We start from the raw sequence: 19,415 nt of genomic DNA, 5'->3' as shown, positions 1-19,415 counted from the left end.
CTCCTTTAATGGATGTATGCAGGGAATATTATCACCATATTACCATTAAAATATTTTTGAAATTCGTATAAAAAATCCCATCCGTTCAAAGGATGGGAGGTTGTTAAGAAAATATAAAACTAACTACTGTTAGGAATAAAGCGAATCCTAAAATAGCTCCGCAAAACTTCATATGGCGTTTACGTCCCATTACGACAATCGCAACGTATTCGCGAATCATTGCGTTAGGCCAGTAATAAAATGCTGTTTTTGAGCCGATTCCTTGGCTATTAAGACCGGCTTGTCTTGCATATATACCGGCGCGGAAAAGATGGAAATTATTCGTTGTAAAGATACTTTTATACTTACCTTCAGGTTTTAATGAATCCATAATTTCTTTAGAGAACGACATATTTTGATATGTGTTTACAGAGCGATTTTCTTGCACTGTATGTTCAAGAGGAATTCCTTTTTCAACCGCATAATTTTGCATCGCTTCTGCTTCAGGAAGCCCTTCATCTGGACCTTGTCCACCAGAGAAAATAATTGTTGGTGGTGTATTCACAGCTGCTTGTTTCCAATAGAAGTCGATAGCTTTATTAATACGACTTGCAAGTAAAGGTGGCACTTTGTCATTAATTAAGCCGCTACCAAGAACGATGATGAAATCTTGATTACGTCTCGGTCTATTGAATTGGTATAGAAAATAAGCGCTTAAGAAGTTAGATAAATGTATAAAGAAATACATAGTTATAAGAGAAATACCAGCAAAAATAAATTGAAAGTGTGTTGAGACTAAACTTGCTGGATTTATGATAGGGAGTAGCATAAAGAATAAAATCCCTAAAGCTGCAATTAAAGTTAAAGAGTTTGTAAAGCGTCTTCCTTCACGCTTCATCAAGATTCTCGCATTAAGAAATAGCCCAAACATTAAAGCGACTATAGCAAAAGGTATCATTACAATTAGCGCTATCATGGGAATAATAACGATAAAATGTAAAGCGTTATTACCAGATGCAAACGAGACGACTGCACAAAATAATAGAAAAGAACAGAAAAAGGCATTAAATAAAAAGCCATTTATTATTTTTCGCGGATCTTTTAAGTAAGAGATAAGAAAAATAATAAACAATATAAGAGGAATAATTCCAAAATACATAAATATAGTACACCTCAATTTTTATGATGTTTTTATTGCACCCCTAATACTACATGATTTTGAAGTTATTAATAATTAAAATAACGATTTAGAATTTTCTCAATAAACGATATAGATAAATATGATAAAATGTATTCAAAGCGATATATTAAAAGTAAAATGGTTTAGAGGGCACTCTGTAGAGTGTCTTTTTCTTTGAAATATGTAATTTTGCATATTTTGTTCCTTTTTAATGAAAGAGGATTAAAATATAAATTGTGGATACATGCTATAAAGCAGAATTGTATACAAACATTAGCCTCTACTCTTTTTGTATCTAACAATCTTGTAACGATTAATGATTCTGTTTTCTAGTGTGCGTTTACGAAAAGTGGGATGGGCTGTATATAAACAGGGGAAAGGGTGTCTTTTTAAAAGGCGCCTTTTTGTTGTTTAGTATAGATAGTTATCACTGTTGATATAGTGGAAAATATCTATACTAAACATTAGCAATCTTCCGTATAAAGATTATCAATTCACTATATATTCCAGCGGTGTTAAGCTACATATGAAAGGCTTTCTTTTTCAAAATATTACCCCTAATAAAATTTTGAAGAAGTCAACTGTCTCCAAACTAGCTATTCATGGTATGAGAAAAAGCACTCTTCTGAGTGCTTTTTCTCATATAAATAAGCTATTTTTATAGGCATTTTTCATACACTGAAAGTAACGAAATGAAAGTAGGTGACAAAATGCCAGCTATTGTTGAAGGTGTTATTATTGAAAACTGTAACGGAACAATTAACTTAGGTGATAAATATAACGTACATCCAATTGAAAAAACGAAAGCTTATAATGGATCGGGATCTTCAAATACCGGATTAAATGTGAGGACATTCAGTGGTATTAGTACGGCAGATGTAACGGATAACGATTTGAATGATCAAGAAATTCAGTTTACTTTATAGTAGCTATATGTAAAATTGCATAAAGTGATGTGTTTGCCCTGTGATACAATTTAGCTGTGAGCTGTTAGTGATACTTCTTTATCATAGTTGTTAGATTAGAAATGTAACATCGCATCGGAAATCATACGTATAAGAAAAAAGACACTTCGCTCGAAGTGTCTTTTTCATTTTAGTGATACCCTTTAGCAGAGTCTTTATGAATTTTATTTTTAAATATGCTGTAGCTCCAAAGCTGATATCCAATAACGATTGGTACCATGACGATTGCAACGAAGAACATAATTTTTAAGTTTAATTCACTACCGGCTGCGTTATATAACGTTGTGCTGTATGCGTCGTTAATACGTGATGGTAACATTCTTGGGAACATACCTGCAAAACCAGTTGTCATAAACATTGCGATTGTTAAGCAAACGAATGTGAATGCAAGGCCAATTTTATGTTTGTACACCATAATAAGTGCGAGTACACTCATTAACATTGCAAGTACTGGAAGAATGAATAGTACAGGATATTCCGTGAAGTTTTGGAATAAATTTGTACGATTTGCAGTTGCGACATAGAAGATAGCTAAAATGATAGCAGCTGCCATTGAAAATGGTCTTGCGATTTTATAAGCACGATCAGATACTTCGCCAGTTGTTTTAATCATAATCCAAAGGGCACCAGATACGACGAATATAGTAGTGAAGAAAAGACCACCTAAAATACCATAATGGTTTAATAAGCTAAGTAAATTTCCTTCATAACCGTTTTTTCCGATTTGTAGCCCGTAATACAGGTTAGCGAATGTAACACCGAATAAGAAGGCGATTAGGAAACTACCAATTGTAAATGCCCATTTACAAGTTTTTTGCCAAATTGGTGAATCGTCTTTATGCATAAATTCAAGTCCAGCGGCACGAGCAAATAGTGCAAGTAATACTAAAAATAGTGGTGTATACAGGTAACTAAACATATTTGCATATGTGATTGGGAAGGCAGCAAATGTTGCGCCACCAGCTGTAATTAACCATACTTCATTACCACCCCAGAACGGGCCAATTGCTTCTTGTAATTGATTTCGTTCTTGTCGGTCTTTCGCAACGAATGGGAAAATCATCCCGTTACCGAGTGCGTAGCCATCAAGAATGAAGTAAACTGTCCAAATTACGCCCCATAAACCGAACCAGATGACTGCAAGCATATCATGAGACATGAGCTGTACCTCCTTCAGTAGCAGGTTCTTCTAATGCAGCTGGTCCTTTTTTCGCGAACTTCAGCATTAAGTATACGTCTGCAATTAAGAGTAAAGTGTAGAACAATATTAAACTAATTAATGAGAACCAAATTTGTGGAACTGATATAGGTGACACAGATTCTGCTGTACGCATTAGTTTATAAACTGTCCACGGTTGACGACCTACTTCAGCAACAATCCAACCAGCGTTAATTGCAATATAAGGAAGTAAGACAGACCACATTGTAATTTTTAAATAACGTTTTGAGTTTTCTAGTTTTCCTTTTCGGTTTAAATAGAAACCGAACCAAGTTAATGCCATAAAGAACATGCCAAGTGCCACCATTAAGCGGAAGCTATAGTACACGAGGTTAACGTTTGGACGATCTTCTTTCGGAATATCTTTTAAACCAACAATTTCTCCATCAAATGAGTTTGTATAGAAGAAACTTCCGAGTTTTGGAATAGTAAGGAATTCAAAGTTCTTTTCGTTTTTCACATCAGGAATTTGAATGATTGAGAAGCCTTGTCCTTTTCCAGTTTCCCAAACAGCTTCCATTGCAGCTCCTTTTGCTGGTTGATACTTAGCTGCTGATACACCGGATTGATGTCCCATAAAAGGTGTAATAGTTGCTGCGAATAACCCTAACATTAAACCAAACTTAAATGATTTTTTGAAGAATTCCACTTCATTTTTACGTAGTAAGTGATATGCACTAATTGCCATAACGAAGAAAGCACCGACAATATAACAACCAATTACAGTATGGAAGAACATATTCCATGCATATGGATTTGTAACAAGAGCCCAGAAGTCATTTAATTCAGCGCGGCCATTACGTACTACATAGCCAACAGGATTTTGCATAAAGCCGTTTGCTGTAATAATCCAAAGGGCAGAAATATTTGTTCCAAGTGCAACCATCCACATACAGAAAGCACGGAATTTTGGTGAGATTTTATCTTTACCGAATAACCATATTCCCATGAAAGTAGATTCTAAGAAGAAGGCAACAAGTGCTTCGATTGCAAGAGGTGATCCGAAAATATCTCCCATATATTTGGAGTACTCAGACCAGTTTGTTCCAAATTGGAACTCCATCGTAATCCCGGTTATAATCCCCATTACGAAGTTAATTGTAAATAATTTACCCCAGAAATTTGCCATTTTGCGGTATGTTGGATTCAATGTGCGGGCGTATTGAGTTTCCATACATGCTACTAAAATAACAAGTCCGATTGTCAAAGGTACAAATAAAAAGTGATAAAAAATAGTAATTGCAAATTGAAAACGACTCAGTAACAGAACGTCGGACATAATAAATATTCACTCCTTTTTTACATTATCTACAATCAGTTTATAGTGAAAATAGGAGTAAGGTATGTGAGAGTTGTTACAAAGCTGTGTGTATATTTTGAAAGAATTATGTCGATTATCTGAAAGTATCCGTTTTTTACTATAAAGCAATATCCTTTTTGAGTTTTTCATATTTTGGTACACTAGCTATGTAGTGTAAATGAGAGAAAAGAGGGTTTTTACTATGAAGTCATTAGAAGAGATTTTGCAGTACAATGAAAAATTCGTTGAAGAGAAGAAATATGAAGAGTTTGTAGCTGGGAAATTTCCAAATAAAAAAATGGTAATTATCTCTTGTATGGATACACGTCTTGTTGAATTATTACCGAAAGCAATGAATATGCGTAACGGTGATGTGAAAATTATTAAAGTAGCAGGCGCGGTTATTTCGCATCCATTTGGAAGTATTATGCGTAGTATTTTAGTTGCTGTATATGAACTTGGTGCTGAAGAAGTATGTGTTGTTGGTCACCACGATTGTGGTATGGCAAAAATTCAAGCAAGCAGTACGATCGAAAAAATGAAAGAGCGCGGTGTAACAGAAGAAAAATTAGATACACTTCGTTATTCTGGAATTGATTTAGAACAATTCTTACGAGGGTTCTCTAGTGTAGAAGAAAGTGTAGAACATAGTGTATCAGTACTTCGCAACCATCCGTTACTTCCTGAAGAAGTGCCTGTTCACGGTCTTGTTATTCACCCTGACACAGGAAAATTAGATGTAGTTGTGAATGGCTACGACAATTAAGAATTTACTTTGTCATCCTTTTTATCTGGGACAGGATCAAATCCTCCTGGATGGAAAGGGTGACATTTTAATATACGCTTACATGTAAGCCAAAATCCTTTGAAGGCACCGTGTTTTTGAAATGCTTCTAATCCATAATGAGAGCAAGTCGGATGAAAGCGGCACGTTGGCGGTGTCATCGGAGAAATGAACTTTTGATAAAAGCGTATAATACCGATAAAAATCTGTTTCATAATGGTCTCCTTTTCAGCATAGTCTTAAAGTATTATAGCACGACCGTACATAATTCTTTACTAATGTCGATTTCCGTTATATCATATTGGATATAACGGAATTAAATTAAAAGCGGGAGAGATGTTGTATGCCATCAGTAGAAAGCTTTGAATTAGACCATACGATTGTAAAGGCGCCTTATGTAAGACATTGCGGAGTCCACAATGTAGGTAGTGACGGTATTGTAAATAAATTTGATATTCGTTTCTGCCAACCGAATAAACAAGCAATGAAACCAGATGTTATTCATACGTTAGAACATTTATTAGCATTTAATTTACGTAAATATATTGATCGTTATCCGCATTTTGATATTATCGATATTTCACCAATGGGCTGCCAAACAGGGTATTACCTTGTTGTAAGCGGAACACCGACGGTTCGAGAAATCATTGATTTATTAGAACTAACATTAAAAGATGCGGTTCAAATTACAGAAATTCCAGCTGCAAATGAAACGCAGTGTGGCCAAGCGAAGCTTCATGACTTAGAAGGGGCACAACGCTTAATGAACTTCTGGCTAAGCCAAGATAAAGATGAACTTGAGAAAGTGTTTGGATAGAAGGAAAAAACTGCCTGTGAAAGGGCAGTTTTTTTATTTTGTTAAGAGAAAACTTGCTCTTCTTTTTATGAAAGTATACTAGACACCCCAACATATAAAATAAAGGCAGAACCGAGAAAATAAACAAATGCTTTTGCTTTTTGCTGTTGTTTTATTTCATCAATTCCAAAAAGGATAAACATAATACTTAAAAGGATAAATACGAATGGTAAAAGCATAGAGAAGTTTGCAAAGAGGTTAAGTAGAGCGAGAATAAGAGCGATAGTAGCTATTATAATTCGAAAGTTTTTTAACATGAAATCCTCCTTTAGAAGAACAGTATAAATGGAATAACAAAAACAATCGTAAAAAGACTTAAATCGATGCTAATGAATCCAATTTGCTTTTGCTTTTTTTGAATCGTCTCAATTCCTACTAAAATGCCATATAAACTAAAGAGAAACAAAATGATAGGTGAAAAGATTTGGAAGTTCATTGTAAATGTGCTGTATAAACATAGAATTAAAGTAATAAAAACGATGATTAGTTGTATTTGTTTTATCTGCATTTTAGCCCCTTTTAAGTAGAAAGAGTTAGTTATCGAGAGATCATAATTATAATAGCAACGATTAAAGTAAATACGCCAGAGAAGAAGGAGAGTGTACTATGTACTTTCTTTCCTTTCTGTTTTTCTTCTGCGCTCATGATGAAAGTCATAATAGATAAGGCAATAAGCATATAGGGGATCGTAACAAGTGGGTTTCTAAACATTCCGGATAGGGCGAGAGCGATGACGATAAGAGCGGATATAATGCGAAATGTTTTTAGCATACTATTCTCCACCTTTTTTAAAAAATTATCCTCCAATTTATTAACAGTTCGTAAAAAGTAATAGCCAGTGGGTACTTAAAGTTTCATTCTACAAGTAGCGAAAGTAGTTCGATATTATAATGAAGAGCATAAGACTAGAAACGAAAAAATACGGAATACTCATTGATTTTCGTCCGGATTTCAGTTCATTAATTCCTAGAAGAATAAAGGAACAAATGAGAGTAAATTGTATGTACGGGAGAAGGGTGAAATTATCAGTAATAAGAGAATAAGTGCAAAGAGAGAGTATGATAAGCGTGAAAAACATGAGAAAAATCCGTAATCCAGTTAGCATTGTATACCTCCTTTAAATAAACTATTTAACGAAATATTTCTGAGAAACCAAGTAATAAAACAGCAGCGCCAGCTATGAAAGCAAGTGTGCCACTAGATTGTCTATGTTTTTTTATTTCTTCTAGACATATAGTGAAAGCCATCAATCCTAAGGGAATAAACATGTAAGGCATAATGTCTCTGTTGCCGCTGATAAAACTATAGATTGCTATAGATAAAGCGATAAGTGAAAAAGTAATTCGAAATCCTTTTAACATAAAGGATCCTCCTTCTTTTTTATTTGCTCAATTGCGATGAGAAACATTAAAACCCCTAATAGAAATTGTGAAAGTGGTAGAAAGTTATTTTGATCTGTATAGAGCCCAATTGCCGACATAATTATCACCGTGAGTGCGATTACGATACGAAGTATACTACGAGTTCTCCTTATTATCTTTCGAGTAAGGATTATCTTCTGGTTTATCAACGGAATGTTTATATGCGTAACCTTTATTGATCGTCATAACGGAGAGTACTAATACGATCAGTACGATTATAATGCCGATAATTAATATTTTGAGCATGAAATCCCTCCTTTTCTTTATTTTACATAATTTTGTAATTGATGAAAACAATAGAAATTAAAAGGATGAAAGAAGGGTGTTACATGGAGAATAAAAAAACATATTATATATCAGTTGGAAATGGTCAAATTTCACAAGTGAAGACGGCGGATACGTATAATTTTGAAATTTACGCAAATGACGAAGAGATTACGGAGTTAAGAGAGTATTTTGATCAAGCGTATGAAGAGGACTTAGGTTCGTATGTACGCTCCCACGTTCCATTCGTTGAGTATCATCACGATTCGAATAATGATCGATATGATGAACAACTACAAAAAGCATATAAAATGATTTATGATCTAGGGAATCATGAAACGAAAGAATTAGTCGCGCAAATGGGAATAATCAATGGATTGTAATTGGATAATATTATGCAGAAAAGCGAGAATATGCTACAATTTGTGGTAGGAAAAACTTGTAATCATCAATAGGGGAGTAATGGCATGTACAAATTTAAAGATTATTACCACAACACTGTACAATTATCGTTTGAACGTTACCCATTTTCTCCTGAGCCAAAGCATGTTTGGGTTGTATGCCGGTACGGGGATCAATGGTTATTAACGCATCATTTACGCCGTGGTCTTGAATTTCCAGGTGGTAAAGTAGAACTCGGGGAAACACCGGAAGAAGCGGCAGTTCGAGAAGTTCATGAGGAAACCGGCGGCATAGTTTCTGATTTAACTTACTTAGGGCAATACAAAGTATCCGGAAAAGACAAAATAATCATTAAAAACATTTATTTTGCAACAATTAGTGCGGTAGAGCAGCATACGCATTACGAAGAAACGAAAGGGTCTGTTTTATTAAAAGACATTCCTGATAATATTAAAACTGATAGAAAATTTAGCTTTATTATGCGCGATGATGTATTAGCGCGTACGATGAAACATATAGAAGAAATCGGCTGTTTTACGAAGTAAAATGGCCGGTTTCTTTTTTTGATTAAATACCCAAAAATGGTGTGAATATATCTTTACTTTTAGGGAGGCATTTGGGAATGAAAGTATCCACTTACTATTGTCACTTTTTGTCGGTAAATCGATATATTTCAAAAATCGCCGATATATTTTGAGTTGCGGTCGATATATTTCAAAAATCGCTGATATATTTTGAGTTGCGGTCGATATATTCGAAAAATCGCTGATATAATTTATTTACTATTGTATTGTTTTTACCTTCAGCTCTAAAAACGAAAGAACCTCCAACAAATCATCCACTACACGTGAATGTTCAAAGTCACCCCAAAACGAATCTTTCTTCCAAACGCCATGAAGTCCAACATTTTCAGCTCCTATTACGTCATTTTCTGGATGATCTCCAACGTAAAGACATTCTTCTGCTTTAACATTTAGCTTTTGCAAAGCTCGTTCGAAAATTTCTCGGTGTGGTTTCTTAATTCCTTCTGCTTCTGAAATGAGAATTGTGTTTGTATACGTATGTATGTTTAGTGCTCGAAGGTTGTTCATTTGGAAATCAGTAAAGCCGTTTGTAATAATACCGATTTTAATGTTTTGCTGCGTTAGTTGTTGAAGTAATTCATGCATGTTTGGGAAGGGAATGCAGTGATGTTGAAAGTTTGTAATGTAGTCATGCAGCAGTTGTTCTGATGTTAAAGTGGTAATGCCGTATTCAGAAAGAAGAGAATCGTATACTTTATCTTTCCACGTATATCCATTATTATCGAGTTCAAGAAAACGAGAGCAATACTCGGCTTGTTCTATGTTTATAAAATGAAGAGAAAAGCGATTGTATTGGTCGTGAATAAATCGTACTAAAGATTGACGACGATCTAATAGTGTCCCGTCCAAATCAAATAACACCGCATGAATCATATGTAACCTCCTCAAAGTTTTTATAAATAATTATCGCATATTTGTGAAAAAATGATTATCATATTTTTGTAGACTGTAACGACGGAGGTTCAAATGAAAGAACTGTATGGTGGGAAATTAGTTTGTTTTATACTTTCAATTTGCTTAGTAGCTGGATGTGATATGGCGGAAAAAACTTCGAAAAGAGAGAAAAAAGATGTGTGCGAAACGACAGAAGAATGCACACAAATAGGTGATAAGACGCTTCAAAAAGTATATAAAAAGATAGATGGACTTTCAGAACTTGAAGTACTAGAGGATTATGATTTAGAAGGACATTCAAGTAACGATATGAAAGAAGCAGAAATGAAAAAAGAGGATGATGAAAATTATTTCTTTTTAGCTTCGTATTATATTGATGGTGATGAAATTGTAGATCCTTATTTCGATAAACTAGATCGCAAACGATTGAATAAGGCTTTTGCGGATGATAAGGACGCGAAAGAAGAAGTATTAAAGCAACGTCAAGATAGGGATTATCATGAATCGTTATGGGAGATGTATAGCACGCTTATTCCAGCTAAGTATCGCACTGACATAAAAGAGTTTGACATGGTAACAGATGGTTACGACGGAATTGTCGCCCACGTTATGCCGAGTATGGAGTATCCGAAAGAGTGGACCATTAGTTTAGATACGCTTGATTCAGCAGTAAATATCGATCAAGTGATGAAAACATTAATACATGAGACGGCTCACGTATTGACACTGGGACATAAACAAATACCAGTAAATGAAAAGTACTTAAAGGCTTTTGAAGAAGATAAAGATATTTCATCATACCAAAATAAATGTAAATCTCTTTTCTTACAAGAAGGATGTGCGAAGGAGAGCTCTTATATAAATCAATTTTATAATTTGTTCTGGAAACCAATTGATCAGGAGTGGACAGAAAAGAAAGTGGAAGAAAGCGAAGAAGCTCAAATTGAATTTTTTAAGGAAAAGCATGGTGAGTTTGTTTCACTGTATGGGACGACAAATGTAGCAGAGGATATTGCGGATACATTTACAGCGTTTATTTTACAAGATTCAAAAAAGGTGAAAGAAGGAACAGAATTAAAATATAAAAAAATTTCCTTTTTCTATCAATTCCCCGAGCTTGTAAAAATGAGAGCGGAAGTGTTAGCTGGATTATATGATATTTCAAGGGATATAGAGCAGTCATAGTTTAGTGGTAATTATTTGTTGGTAAGTCGATAAATTTTTGATCGATTAAATGAAAACGCGAGGACGTTCTGTTCTTTGCGTTTTTTTATGTTGATAAAATTGAAAATTCTGTCTTTTTTAAAAAAGAAGAAGGAACTGAATCATTAAAATAGAATTAGTATAAAAACGTCACAAATTAGACACAATTATAATGCGCATAGTATAGGGGCTATAAGTTTACTCTCGAGGAGGTAATGAAACGTATGAAAACGATTCTTGCTGTTGCTGGTCTCATTTGGGTAATGTCTCACGGTTTTCCGATTTTTGAAGGGGAGCAAATTCGTAGTGCATTAAATAAAGAGTTTAATGATTATCATATTATTGATCGAAAAGATAATGTCGTTACGGTGCGTGTGAAAGATTGTTTCCATACAGTTACGGTTGCTAACGGAAATGTTACAGATGATTCAAAAATGTGTGACAAAAGGTAACGGAAAGAAGCTGACTCTAGCGTATCGCTCTAAGTCAGCTTTTTTTTCGTTTTCCAATAAGGAGTTTTTCAAATGCCTCGACAAATACATACATAAGAGTTGCGAGGACGCAAGTGAGCAATACACTGAGTAAGACGAGTGTGAAGTTAAAGACTTGGAATCCGTAGCTAATTAAATAGCCAAGTCCTTGTTTAGAAACGAGGAGTTCCCCGAAAATAACACCGACCCATGATAAGCCAACATTCACTTTTAACGTTGAAATAATTGCAGGGAAAGATGAAGGGAGAATAACGTGCTTATAGCATTGCCATTTATTTGCGCCAAATGTGTCCATGACCTTAATATAGTTGGAATCGACTTCTTGAAATGCGCTGTAAATAACGAGAATAGTAATGATGATGGAAATGATTACGCCCATTGCGATAGAAGATGAAATGTTTGGACCGAAAATAACAATGATGATTGGACCGAGTGCAACTTTTGGCATTGCATTTAGGACGACGAGATAAGGATCAAGTACGCGGGCCAAAAGTGGCATCCACCAAAGGAAAGTGGCGATAATAGCTCCGAGTACTGTTCCGAGAATGAAGCCTACTCCTGTTTCAAGTAATGTCGTCCATATGTGAATCCAAAGGGAACCGTCAATCCATTTCGTTAGAAAGAGATCCCAAATACTTGAAGGAGAGCTAAAGAGTAAAGGATCAATCCATTCTTTTTTACTAGCTATTTCCCATAGTGCAAAGAAAAGAACAAGAAGTACAAGTTGTAAAGAGCGAGCTAACCATGCATGTTGTCTTTCTTTTTTTCGAAACTGCTCATGTAGTTGTTTTATATTATCCAAGTCGTTCCAACTCCTTCCATATTTCTTGGAAGAGGGATGGGAAGTCATGGTGGTAGCGTGCTTCTAATGGCGATAAGGAACGGATACTTTCTGGGACGATGAACGTCTTTGCAATTTTTCCAGGGTTCGCCTGCAGCAAATAAATACGATCACTCATCGCAATTGCTTCTTCAATATCATGTGTCACAAGTAGGGATGTTTTCTTATAGTTACGTAGTAATGTGAAGACGAGATCTTCTAGTTTTAATTTTGTTTGATAATCAAGTGCGGAAAATGGTTCATCTAGCAATAAAATTTTTGGATCGGTCGCTAATGTTCGAACGAGGGCAGCACGTTGGCGCATACCGCCGGATAGTTCACGTGGGTATTGCTGTTCTATATCATATAGGCCGACTTGTTGTAAAAGCTTTAATGTATGTTCTTTCGTATTTTCATCATAAATCTTTCGAATATGAAGTCCGAGCATAATATTTTCTTCAATCGTTTTCCACGGAAACAAGTAATCCTGCTGGAGCATATAGCCCATAGATGGGGTCTTAGTTGTAATCGGTTCACCATCTAAAAATACGATACCTTCAATTGGATTAAGTAGCCCTGCGATGATGGAGAGGAGCGTTGTTTTTCCGCAACCACTTGGGCCAAGGATTGAAATGAATTCCCCTTCTTCTACGTGCAAACTCATATCTTCAAGAATAAGTTTGGCATTTTCTTTTGCAAAAAAGCAGTGAGAAACGTTACGTATTTGTAAAAAGCTCATACACTTCGCCTCTATTTCTTAATAACGCTTTCGGCAATTTTTGTATTGACGAGCGCTTCATGTGGAACTTCTTTTTGTAATTCACCAGATTCTTTCATAATCGTTTGGAGCTGTTTCCATTCTGCATCATCTAATAATGGATTTGTCGCATAAGAATGTTGTTTTTTGTAGCGCTCAATTACTTTCACTGAAATGTCTTTTGAAGTGTCTTTAAATAGTGGTGAAACAGCATTGGCAATTTCTTCGGGACTATGAGTATCAACCCATTGCTGCGCTTTATATAGTGCGCGAGTGAATTTTTCTGCAGCAGCTTTATCTTTCTTTAAGAAACTTTCTTTTGCCATAAACGTTGTATAAGGGACAGTACCAGATTCAGCTCCGAAAGACGCGACGATATAACCTTTTCCTTCTTTTTCAAGTATACTTGCAGTCGGTTCAAAGAGCTGTACAAATTCTCCCGTACCAGATGCAAAAGCATTTGCAATATTAGCAAACTCGATATTTTGAATTAAGTTCGTATCTTTGTGAGGGTCAATGCCATTTTTCTTTAAAACATATTCTCCAACCATTTGTGGCATGCCGCCTTTACGCTGTCCTAAAAACGTAACACCTTTTACGTCATTCCAATTAAAAGAGTTTAATTTTTTACGTGAAACTAAAAATGTGCCATCTGTTTGTGTAAGCTGTGCGAAATTAATGACAGGATCTTTTGCTCCTTGTTGATGAACATAAATAGACGTTTCTGAACCGACGAGCGCAATATCAATTCCGCCAGATAAAAGGGCGGTCATCGTTTTATCTCCGCCAGCTGTTGTTTGTAAGTCAATATTTAAACCTTCATCTTTAAAAAATCCTTTTTCAATTCCAACATATAAAGGTGCGTAAAAAAGAGAGTGGGTAACTTCGCCAACGCGAATTTTTTGAACTTCTTCTTTCGTACTTTCCTTTGTACTACTACAAGCAGCGAATGTGAAAACAGCTAGTAACATGATGCAAAAAACGGTTATTAATTTTTTCACTATATGACACCTCCTAGAAGTCAATCTACAAGCATAATATGTAGGTAAGTGCCCATATGTGAGTATAGATAGCAGGAATTTTTTAGGTAATAAAGAAGTACAAATATAAGGGGTGATAAAATGGATTACGAATACGATGATAGCGTACATTTACATCTTGATTATTTCGGAACTGAATGTGATATGGAATCGATTGCTTATAAGAGGAAGCATGAAGACGTGTGGGATGTGTATTTTAATTTTGGAGTATACGGTATTCAAAAAGATGATGTAGGGGCAGGAATGTTTATGGACGAATATGCCGGTTATTACGTTTTTTCTGTACATGCTCGTGATTTGAGCTGGGAATTTGGAAGTGCTCAGTTTGAGGAATGGGTTTTGAAGAACCATATAGTAGAAAGAACGCTGCAAAAATAGGAAGGAATTTCGTGATTGGATTTCTCATTTTATTATGTATTTGCGTAGCCGGAGTTTTTATCCTGAGGGTGCTTACTTACCGATTTGCAAAGAAAAATATTCATAAATACAAAAGATTGAAATTGGTTCATATGTGGTTAGATATGACTATGAAAAAGGGTCCGAGATTAGATTTGTTTGATTTTATTTTTATAGTAATCGTGTGTATCATATGGAAACTATGGATGCTTCCTCTTGTATAGTAAACATGCTAATCATTTCATCATTTTTCCCGTTCATAATAAATAACGAAAAGAACCTGTCACATGACAGGTTCTTTTGTTATATGGGAAATTCAATATATACGACAAATTACGACAAGGGAGTTCATACATATTTGCTATTCTATTAAAGGTCATTATTTGTAATGTATATATAGGAGGATTTTTTAATGTTAAAGAAATTATTATTATTTTTACTTACAGGCTTATGCGTAGTTGCTTTAACAGCTTGTAAAGATGAAGAGGACATGAAGGCAGCGGAAGAACAGAAAATAGATGAGAAGAAAATTGAAGAAGATAAGAAGGCTGAAGAAAAGCGTAAGCAAGAAGAACAACAAAGAGTAGAAGAAGAAAAACGTAAGCAAGAAGAGCAGCAAAAAGTAGAAGAAGAAAAGCGTAAGCAAGAAGAACAACAAAGAGTAGAAGAAGAAAAGCGTAAGCAAGAAGAGCAGCAAAGAGTAGAGGAAGAAAAACGTAAGCAAGAACAGCAGAAGATTCAGCAACAGCAGTCTGCACAACAAGAGAGAACACAAAAACAAGAAAAAACAAGACAAGCAACAGGTGGGAAACCGACAAGATCGCAAATTTCGGTCGGTTCACATGTGGTTATCCAATTAGATACAGATTATAGTAAAACAGTGGGTGGTGTTGTGAAAGATATTTTAACAAATAGTGAAACACATACGCATGGAATTAAAGTTCGATTACAAGATGGACAACTTGGCCGTGTTCAAAGTGTTGGGTAAATAAAAAAGAGATCGTCCATCTTTGGACGACCTCTTTTTTATTATGCTTGGTTAGTGCGGAAAAATGGAAGCTTCTGCACAGCGTAAACTAACCCATATGCAAGAATTAAGCACATAAGAGGGTTAATGAAAAATCCGTAGCGATTAATTGCTAAGAATAAGTTTGAGAAGATGATGTAAATAACAGAACTTGCTACTAGCATCATAACGCGTTTATGTTTAAATGAATTTAGCATGAAGCAGAAACTGCTCAAAAATGTACCAATGACAAAGACTCTATGGCACATTTGTATAAAGTTATGAATACGGTATTGGTCTACAGCAGGAGCTGTTTTGAATAACTCAATTGTTTTACCAACAGTGAACCAAGAGAACCAATATGTGAAATCCGTTTTAAATCCATTTTTGATTAAATCTTTTGCGTATGCCCCTTTATCATCTAAGCCTTGGGCTTTCATTTGATTAACTACATTTTCATAGCCAATTTTGTTAAACGGATCTGCACCGGCAATTAATGGGTCTGCACCTTGCGTTGAGAATAAGATAAATTGATGAAGCGCTAAATAGTTACGAACAACCCAGGCGCCGATAATAAGGAACGGGCCAATGAACCATAATAATCCAATTCGAATTGAGTCTTTAAATCCATATGTGAACAAGACGACAAGAACAGGAATGAGCATCATTGGAGCTGGGTTTGGACGGAACATAAGTAAAATAGCAACAACAATTCCAAACCATATATGGAATTTTACTTTATTGTATTTCCATGCGAGAACAAATACATATACACTTAACGCTAATAAGAATATTGAAGGAACTTCGGTCAATAATGTACGGAAGTATGTATAGTTACTTGGATAAATAGCATATAAAATACTCGCAACAATCCCATAAATGTTTTTTTCAAACAACTCTTTTCCTATTAAAAATACTAATAACACTGTACAGAGGTTCAGTATCATATTAATGACAGTTGCTACGTAATAGTATGGAAGTGATGTAACATCAGAAATAATCATAGCGCCAGCTAATAATAGTGGTTGACCTGGTGTGATATAAGCATTTTTTCCAGGAACTTCACTAGGTTCTAAATAAACATAGCCAAATACACCATGTTTTAATAATTGTTCAGCTGTTAACGAATAGTTAAACGCATCATTTGCACCATATGTTACTTTGACTAACTCTCCATCTAATCCTGGCTGTTTTACTAGACAAAAAACGTGCAACAGGAAAGAAAGCGCCAAAATTGCATATACCGCTTTAGGTAAACTTTTAAACTTATTTAGCAAGAATGAGCATCTCCTTTTTTATTAATTCTTTCGTATTTTCATGGGAAATTCCTAATAGTATTAAGGTTTTCCAAAACATAGTTATTATATCATAAAGTGGAGCGTAGTAATTTGATTTTTCAATACTCCATAGGTTGAAATCCAAAATTTAACTGATGGTTAAGGGATAATTAAGAAAATATATTTATAGTAAAAGCAATTAGGAAGACGAAATACACGTTATATGTTATTTTTATAGGAAGTATTTTTACGGTGCGGGGTGAAATTAATAAACAGAAAAGAGGGAATGAATTGAGGGATAATTTTTCATTTCATCAGCCAAGAAGAAATATATTAATTTCAGTGATTTTAAGTGGTGTAGTAACCTTATATGTTGTACCCACACTTTTCTTGATTTTAAGATATTTTAGTTTAGGTAGGATGAAAGATATGTTAAATCAAAAGGTTGTTTTAAGTATAATGACAATTTTGATTTGGATTGTACTACTGTATGTTGCGTATTTAAATAAAGATATAGTTAATAAATTTAAACCGATTATTAGGATTTATATTAGAATGTTTTTAGTAGCCCATGCGGTTACTTTGCTTTTTATTTTTACGCAAAATAATATGGATTTCGTAAATACACTGAATTGGATTTACAATTATAACGCACAGTTTATATTTAGTTTAATTGTAATTTATGCGATATATGTTTTTGTGTATAACGTGCTTGGGAAAGTTTTTTTGAGTACTATCTTGACAAGCATTTTGCTAATCATTTTGGCTATTGTAAATCACTTTAAAATTGTTTTTAGGGGAGACCCACTATATCCTTCTGATTTTACACAGATTGGACATATGCAATCTGTTATACCAATGGTGATGGATTATTTTAGTTGGGGTTATATTCTTCTCGTTATTGTAAGTGTTGTTGCCTGTATTTTAGCGGGTATGTATATAAGGAAATATATTCAAAATGTAAAAGTTCATGTAGGCGTACGAGTTCTATTTATAATAGGATCCATTTTTGTTTTATATGCGTATGGTAATTTTACGAATACGTTTATGAATAAATTGTTTCAAAAGTCGGGTATAGAGTTCGTTTTGTGGGATCAAAATGAAAATTATGCTTCAAATGGTTTTGTATTAGGATTTATAAGTAATTTAGATACGACAGTCATTGAAAAGCCGAAAGATTATTCAAAAGAAAATATGATTCAAATAGCAAACGATATAAAGAAAAAATATAGTAGCAATATAGGGGCGCAGAAGCAAAAAGAGAAACCAAATATTATTTTTTTAATGAGCGAGTCGTTTTGGGATCCAACGAAATTAACGAACCTTTCCTTTAGTGAAGATCCTTTACCTAATTTGCATCATTATATAGAAAGTTTTCCTGGTGGACAAACTATTTCTCCTACATTTGGAGGAAATACTGCGAACGTTGAATTTGAGGCATTAACGAGTTATTCAATGAGTTTGTTGAAACCAGGCTCTATACCGTATCAGCAAGTCGTTACAAATAAGAAAGAAGTTCCATCAATTCCTCGAGCGTTGAAAAAAGAAGGGTATTATACAAGTGCAATTCATTCGTTCGGTCGCTCATTCTTTAAACGGGATGATGTATATAAAGTGTTAGGATTTGATAAGTTTAATGCACAAGATACGATGGAGAATGTAGAAGTTGATGGAGATTATATTAGCGATTTATCTATGAGTAAAGAGATAATAGCTGAATTAGAGAAGCAAAAACAACCTACTTTTATTCATGCGGTTACGATGCAAAATCATTTTCCATTTACAGAAGGAAGATTTGGCGAAAATCAAATAGAAATTAGTGGTTTAGAAAATGAAGAATCGAAGGCTGAATTAGAGACTTATACAGAAGGTTTAAGACGTTCAGATGAAGCTCTTCAATATTTAATAGAGCAACTAGATAATTTAGATAGACCTACATTACTAGTATTCTTTGGCGATCATCTCCCATCGTTAGGAATAAATAAATCTCTTTATAAAGAGACTGGTTATATAACAAATGAAAAAACGCCAAGTGAACGATTAGCGATGGCACAAACGCCGTTATTAATGTATGCAAATTTTGATATTCCAAATGACAATTTAGGCTTAGTAAGTCCAATTTATTTTTCAAATCTTGTCTTTGATTATGCTGGATTAAATAAGGCACCATTCTATCAATTTTTATCGAAGTTATATGAAGAAATTCCCGTACTTCGTGACGAATTGAGGATAGGAAAAGACGGAGAAGCAATAAAAGGTTTAACAGCGAAACAAAAAGAGATGTTAAAGCAATATGAGTTTATTCAATATGACTTACTCGTCGGAAAGCAATATAGTAAGGATATATTATTTAAATAAGCGAAAAAAAAGAACTTGTATACGATACAAGTTCTTTTTTCATAGTATTTAACGGGATAACCAGACAAGCTAGGGTTAGGGAGTATTACTTGTACATTTAGTATAAATTAAAATAGAATCGGTTTAATAATTGATTTGTGAGAAGTATGTGAATTTTTCATTTAGTATATAATTGGACAATTTGTTTAATGCGTAAAAACACTCTTTAAGGTTTCTAAG

General features: G+C 34.4%; 25 protein-coding genes. 11 read left to right on the top strand and 14 right to left on the bottom strand.

Features of this window, described 5'->3' with window-relative positions; translation table 11 throughout:
* Positions 1-103: 103 nt before the first annotated feature.
* The gene (locus V7038_RS03085) at positions 104-1,138 is read right to left on the bottom strand and encodes a YdcF family protein (protein WP_335469105.1); all 1,035 of its coding nucleotides are present in this window, start codon (positions 1,136-1,138) and stop codon (positions 104-106) included.
* 713 nt (positions 1,139-1,851) lie between these two features.
* On the opposite strand from V7038_RS03085, the gene V7038_RS03080 reads away from it, so the two are divergent.
* A complete protein-coding gene (locus V7038_RS03080; protein WP_033714040.1) occupies positions 1,852-2,085 on the top strand; it encodes a spore germination protein in 234 nt (77 codons plus the stop codon).
* Positions 2,086-2,254: 169 nt separating this feature from the next.
* Here the strand turns inward: V7038_RS03080 and cydB are convergent, their stop codons facing one another.
* Both cydB and cydA read right to left on the bottom strand, forming a co-directional pair.
* Positions 2,255-3,283: a cytochrome d ubiquinol oxidase subunit II gene (gene cydB / locus V7038_RS03075; protein WP_002160108.1), complete on the bottom strand. Its 1,029-nt coding sequence runs from the start codon at positions 3,281-3,283 to the stop codon at positions 2,255-2,257.
* Entirely contained in the window at positions 3,273-4,622 is a 1,350-nt protein-coding gene (cydA, locus tag V7038_RS03070) for a cytochrome ubiquinol oxidase subunit I (protein ID WP_002112462.1), read from the bottom strand. The genes cydB and cydA overlap by 11 nt, the downstream gene beginning before the upstream one ends.
* A 223-nt stretch (positions 4,623-4,845) precedes the next feature.
* Between cydA and V7038_RS03065 the strand changes: the two genes are divergently transcribed.
* Positions 4,846-5,409 (top strand): beta-class carbonic anhydrase, encoded by a 564-nt coding sequence (locus V7038_RS03065; protein WP_002112461.1) that lies wholly within the window; start codon positions 4,846-4,848, stop codon positions 5,407-5,409.
* Here V7038_RS03065 and yidD read toward each other — a convergent pair.
* Positions 5,406-5,642, bottom strand: coding sequence for a membrane protein insertion efficiency factor YidD (yidD, locus tag V7038_RS03060; RefSeq protein ID WP_002112460.1), 237 nt, complete (start codon positions 5,640-5,642; stop codon positions 5,406-5,408). The two genes, V7038_RS03065 and yidD, sit on opposite strands and share 4 nt — an antisense overlap.
* A 128-nt stretch (positions 5,643-5,770) precedes the next feature.
* Here yidD and luxS point away from each other — a divergent pair, with 128 nt between their 5' ends.
* A complete protein-coding gene (luxS, locus tag V7038_RS03055; RefSeq protein WP_001141371.1) occupies positions 5,771-6,244 on the top strand; it encodes an S-ribosylhomocysteine lyase LuxS in 474 nt (157 codons plus the stop codon).
* 65 nt (positions 6,245-6,309) lie between these two features.
* On the opposite strand, the gene V7038_RS03050 is transcribed toward luxS, so the two are convergent.
* From V7038_RS03050 to ytzI, 5 genes are all read right to left on the bottom strand, one after another.
* A complete protein-coding gene (locus V7038_RS03050; RefSeq protein ID WP_002112459.1) occupies positions 6,310-6,540 on the bottom strand; it encodes a YczI family protein in 231 nt (76 codons plus the stop codon).
* 11 nt (positions 6,541-6,551) lie between these two features.
* Positions 6,552-6,791: a hypothetical protein gene (locus V7038_RS03045; RefSeq protein ID WP_002112457.1), complete on the bottom strand. Its 240-nt coding sequence runs from the start codon at positions 6,789-6,791 to the stop codon at positions 6,552-6,554.
* 29 nt (positions 6,792-6,820) lie between these two features.
* Entirely contained in the window at positions 6,821-7,054 is a 234-nt protein-coding gene (locus tag V7038_RS03040; RefSeq protein WP_002112451.1) for a hypothetical protein, read from the bottom strand.
* Positions 7,055-7,413: 359 nt separating this feature from the next.
* Positions 7,414-7,644 carry a YczI family protein gene (locus V7038_RS03035; RefSeq protein ID WP_070140038.1) on the bottom strand — a complete coding sequence of 77 codons (231 nt, stop codon included), beginning with the start codon at positions 7,642-7,644 and terminating at the stop codon, positions 7,414-7,416.
* Positions 7,645-7,800: 156 nt separating this feature from the next.
* Positions 7,801-7,950: a YtzI protein gene (ytzI, locus tag V7038_RS03030; RefSeq protein ID WP_002112449.1), complete on the bottom strand. Its 150-nt coding sequence runs from the start codon at positions 7,948-7,950 to the stop codon at positions 7,801-7,803.
* Between the two features lie 83 nt (positions 7,951-8,033).
* On the opposite strand from ytzI, the gene V7038_RS03025 reads away from it, so the two are divergent.
* The gene (locus V7038_RS03025; protein ID WP_002089150.1) at positions 8,034-8,351 is read left to right on the top strand and encodes a hypothetical protein; all 318 of its coding nucleotides are present in this window, start codon (positions 8,034-8,036) and stop codon (positions 8,349-8,351) included.
* Between the two features lie 84 nt (positions 8,352-8,435).
* Complete coding sequence (mutTA, locus tag V7038_RS03020) at positions 8,436-8,915, top strand: antimutator 8-oxo-(dGTP/GTP)ase (RefSeq protein WP_002015736.1); 480 nt, start codon at positions 8,436-8,438, stop codon at positions 8,913-8,915.
* Between the two features lie 237 nt (positions 8,916-9,152).
* On the opposite strand, the gene V7038_RS03015 is transcribed toward mutTA, so the two are convergent.
* Positions 9,153-9,827: an HAD family hydrolase gene (locus V7038_RS03015; RefSeq protein WP_002112447.1), complete on the bottom strand. Its 675-nt coding sequence runs from the start codon at positions 9,825-9,827 to the stop codon at positions 9,153-9,155.
* A gap of 93 nt (positions 9,828-9,920) precedes the next feature.
* On the opposite strand from V7038_RS03015, the gene V7038_RS03010 reads away from it, so the two are divergent.
* Positions 9,921-11,033, top strand: coding sequence for a recombinase family protein (locus tag V7038_RS03010; protein ID WP_335469098.1), 1,113 nt, complete (start codon positions 9,921-9,923; stop codon positions 11,031-11,033).
* 242 nt (positions 11,034-11,275) lie between these two features.
* Positions 11,276-11,503, top strand: coding sequence for a hypothetical protein (locus V7038_RS03005; RefSeq protein ID WP_002089142.1), 228 nt, complete (start codon positions 11,276-11,278; stop codon positions 11,501-11,503).
* 34 nt (positions 11,504-11,537) lie between these two features.
* Here the strand turns inward: V7038_RS03005 and V7038_RS03000 are convergent, their stop codons facing one another.
* Genes V7038_RS03000 through V7038_RS02990 form a run of 3 tightly spaced genes read right to left on the bottom strand, consistent with a single transcriptional unit; the run spans position 11,538 to position 14,120 of the window.
* Complete coding sequence (locus tag V7038_RS03000) at positions 11,538-12,344, bottom strand: ABC transporter permease (protein WP_105585939.1); 807 nt, start codon at positions 12,342-12,344, stop codon at positions 11,538-11,540.
* Positions 12,337-13,101: an ABC transporter ATP-binding protein gene (locus tag V7038_RS02995; protein WP_335469094.1), complete on the bottom strand. Its 765-nt coding sequence runs from the start codon at positions 13,099-13,101 to the stop codon at positions 12,337-12,339. Before V7038_RS02995 ends, V7038_RS03000 begins: the two co-directional genes overlap by 8 nt.
* An 11-nt stretch (positions 13,102-13,112) precedes the next feature.
* Positions 13,113-14,120 carry an ABC transporter substrate-binding protein gene (locus tag V7038_RS02990; protein ID WP_070129102.1) on the bottom strand — a complete coding sequence of 336 codons (1,008 nt, stop codon included), beginning with the start codon at positions 14,118-14,120 and terminating at the stop codon, positions 13,113-13,115.
* Between the two features lie 120 nt (positions 14,121-14,240).
* Here V7038_RS02990 and V7038_RS02985 point away from each other — a divergent pair, with 120 nt between their 5' ends.
* The 3 genes from V7038_RS02985 (at position 14,241) to V7038_RS02975 (ending at position 15,543) form a co-directional block, all read left to right on the top strand.
* Complete coding sequence (locus tag V7038_RS02985; protein WP_002112440.1) at positions 14,241-14,537, top strand: DUF3986 family protein; 297 nt, start codon at positions 14,241-14,243, stop codon at positions 14,535-14,537.
* A gap of 11 nt (positions 14,538-14,548) precedes the next feature.
* Entirely contained in the window at positions 14,549-14,779 is a 231-nt protein-coding gene (locus V7038_RS02980; protein ID WP_070129101.1) for a hypothetical protein, read from the top strand.
* A 188-nt stretch (positions 14,780-14,967) separates the two neighbouring features.
* Positions 14,968-15,543 (top strand): YwbE family protein, encoded by a 576-nt coding sequence (locus V7038_RS02975; protein WP_335469086.1) that lies wholly within the window; start codon positions 14,968-14,970, stop codon positions 15,541-15,543.
* 41 nt (positions 15,544-15,584) lie between these two features.
* Here V7038_RS02975 and V7038_RS02970 read toward each other — a convergent pair whose 3' ends face one another.
* On the bottom strand, positions 15,585-16,838 hold the full coding sequence (locus tag V7038_RS02970; protein WP_002112438.1) for a glycosyltransferase family 39 protein: 1,254 nt from the start codon (positions 16,836-16,838) through the stop codon (positions 15,585-15,587).
* Positions 16,839-17,129: 291 nt separating this feature from the next.
* Here V7038_RS02970 and V7038_RS02965 point away from each other — a divergent pair, with 291 nt between their 5' ends.
* The gene (locus tag V7038_RS02965) at positions 17,130-19,196 is read left to right on the top strand and encodes an LTA synthase family protein (RefSeq protein ID WP_335469083.1); all 2,067 of its coding nucleotides are present in this window, start codon (positions 17,130-17,132) and stop codon (positions 19,194-19,196) included.
* The last annotated feature ends 219 nt before the right edge of the window (positions 19,197-19,415 follow it).

This window comes from Bacillus sp. JJ783 (assembly GCF_036963225.1).
Taxonomy (GTDB): domain Bacteria; phylum Bacillota; class Bacilli; order Bacillales; family Bacillaceae_G; genus Bacillus_A; species Bacillus_A cereus_U.
This window is presented reverse-complemented; position numbering and strand designations above follow the sequence as displayed.

Bases quoted from the DNA above. Each gene is read 5' to 3' on its own strand.
- V7038_RS03085 (WP_335469105.1), bottom strand. From the start codon at position 1,138: ATGTATTTTGGAATTATTCCTCTTATATTGTTTATTATTTTTCTTATC.
- V7038_RS03080 (WP_033714040.1), top strand. From the start codon at position 1,852: ATGAAAGTAGGTGACAAAATGCCAGCTATTGTTGAAGGTGTTATTATT.
- cydB (WP_002160108.1), bottom strand. From the start codon at position 3,283: ATGTCTCATGATATGCTTGCAGTCATCTGGTTCGGTTTATGGGGCGTA.
- cydA (WP_002112462.1), bottom strand. From the start codon at position 4,622: ATGTCCGACGTTCTGTTACTGAGTCGTTTTCAATTTGCAATTACTATT.
- V7038_RS03065 (WP_002112461.1), top strand. From the start codon at position 4,846: ATGAAGTCATTAGAAGAGATTTTGCAGTACAATGAAAAATTCGTTGAA.
- yidD (WP_002112460.1), bottom strand. From the start codon at position 5,642: ATGAAACAGATTTTTATCGGTATTATACGCTTTTATCAAAAGTTCATT.
- luxS (WP_001141371.1), top strand. From the start codon at position 5,771: ATGCCATCAGTAGAAAGCTTTGAATTAGACCATACGATTGTAAAGGCG.
- V7038_RS03050 (WP_002112459.1), bottom strand. From the start codon at position 6,540: ATGTTAAAAAACTTTCGAATTATAATAGCTACTATCGCTCTTATTCTC.
- V7038_RS03045 (WP_002112457.1), bottom strand. From the start codon at position 6,791: ATGCAGATAAAACAAATACAACTAATCATCGTTTTTATTACTTTAATT.
- V7038_RS03040 (WP_002112451.1), bottom strand. From the start codon at position 7,054: ATGCTAAAAACATTTCGCATTATATCCGCTCTTATCGTCATCGCTCTC.
- V7038_RS03035 (WP_070140038.1), bottom strand. From the start codon at position 7,644: ATGTTAAAAGGATTTCGAATTACTTTTTCACTTATCGCTTTATCTATA.
- ytzI (WP_002112449.1), bottom strand. From the start codon at position 7,950: ATGCTCAAAATATTAATTATCGGCATTATAATCGTACTGATCGTATTA.
- V7038_RS03025 (WP_002089150.1), top strand. From the start codon at position 8,034: ATGGAGAATAAAAAAACATATTATATATCAGTTGGAAATGGTCAAATT.
- mutTA (WP_002015736.1), top strand. From the start codon at position 8,436: ATGTACAAATTTAAAGATTATTACCACAACACTGTACAATTATCGTTT.
- V7038_RS03015 (WP_002112447.1), bottom strand. From the start codon at position 9,827: ATGATTCATGCGGTGTTATTTGATTTGGACGGGACACTATTAGATCGT.
- V7038_RS03010 (WP_335469098.1), top strand. From the start codon at position 9,921: ATGAAAGAACTGTATGGTGGGAAATTAGTTTGTTTTATACTTTCAATT.
- V7038_RS03005 (WP_002089142.1), top strand. From the start codon at position 11,276: ATGAAAACGATTCTTGCTGTTGCTGGTCTCATTTGGGTAATGTCTCAC.
- V7038_RS02995 (WP_335469094.1), bottom strand. From the start codon at position 13,101: ATGAGCTTTTTACAAATACGTAACGTTTCTCACTGCTTTTTTGCAAAA.
- V7038_RS02985 (WP_002112440.1), top strand. From the start codon at position 14,241: ATGGATTACGAATACGATGATAGCGTACATTTACATCTTGATTATTTC.
- V7038_RS02975 (WP_335469086.1), top strand. From the start codon at position 14,968: ATGTTAAAGAAATTATTATTATTTTTACTTACAGGCTTATGCGTAGTT.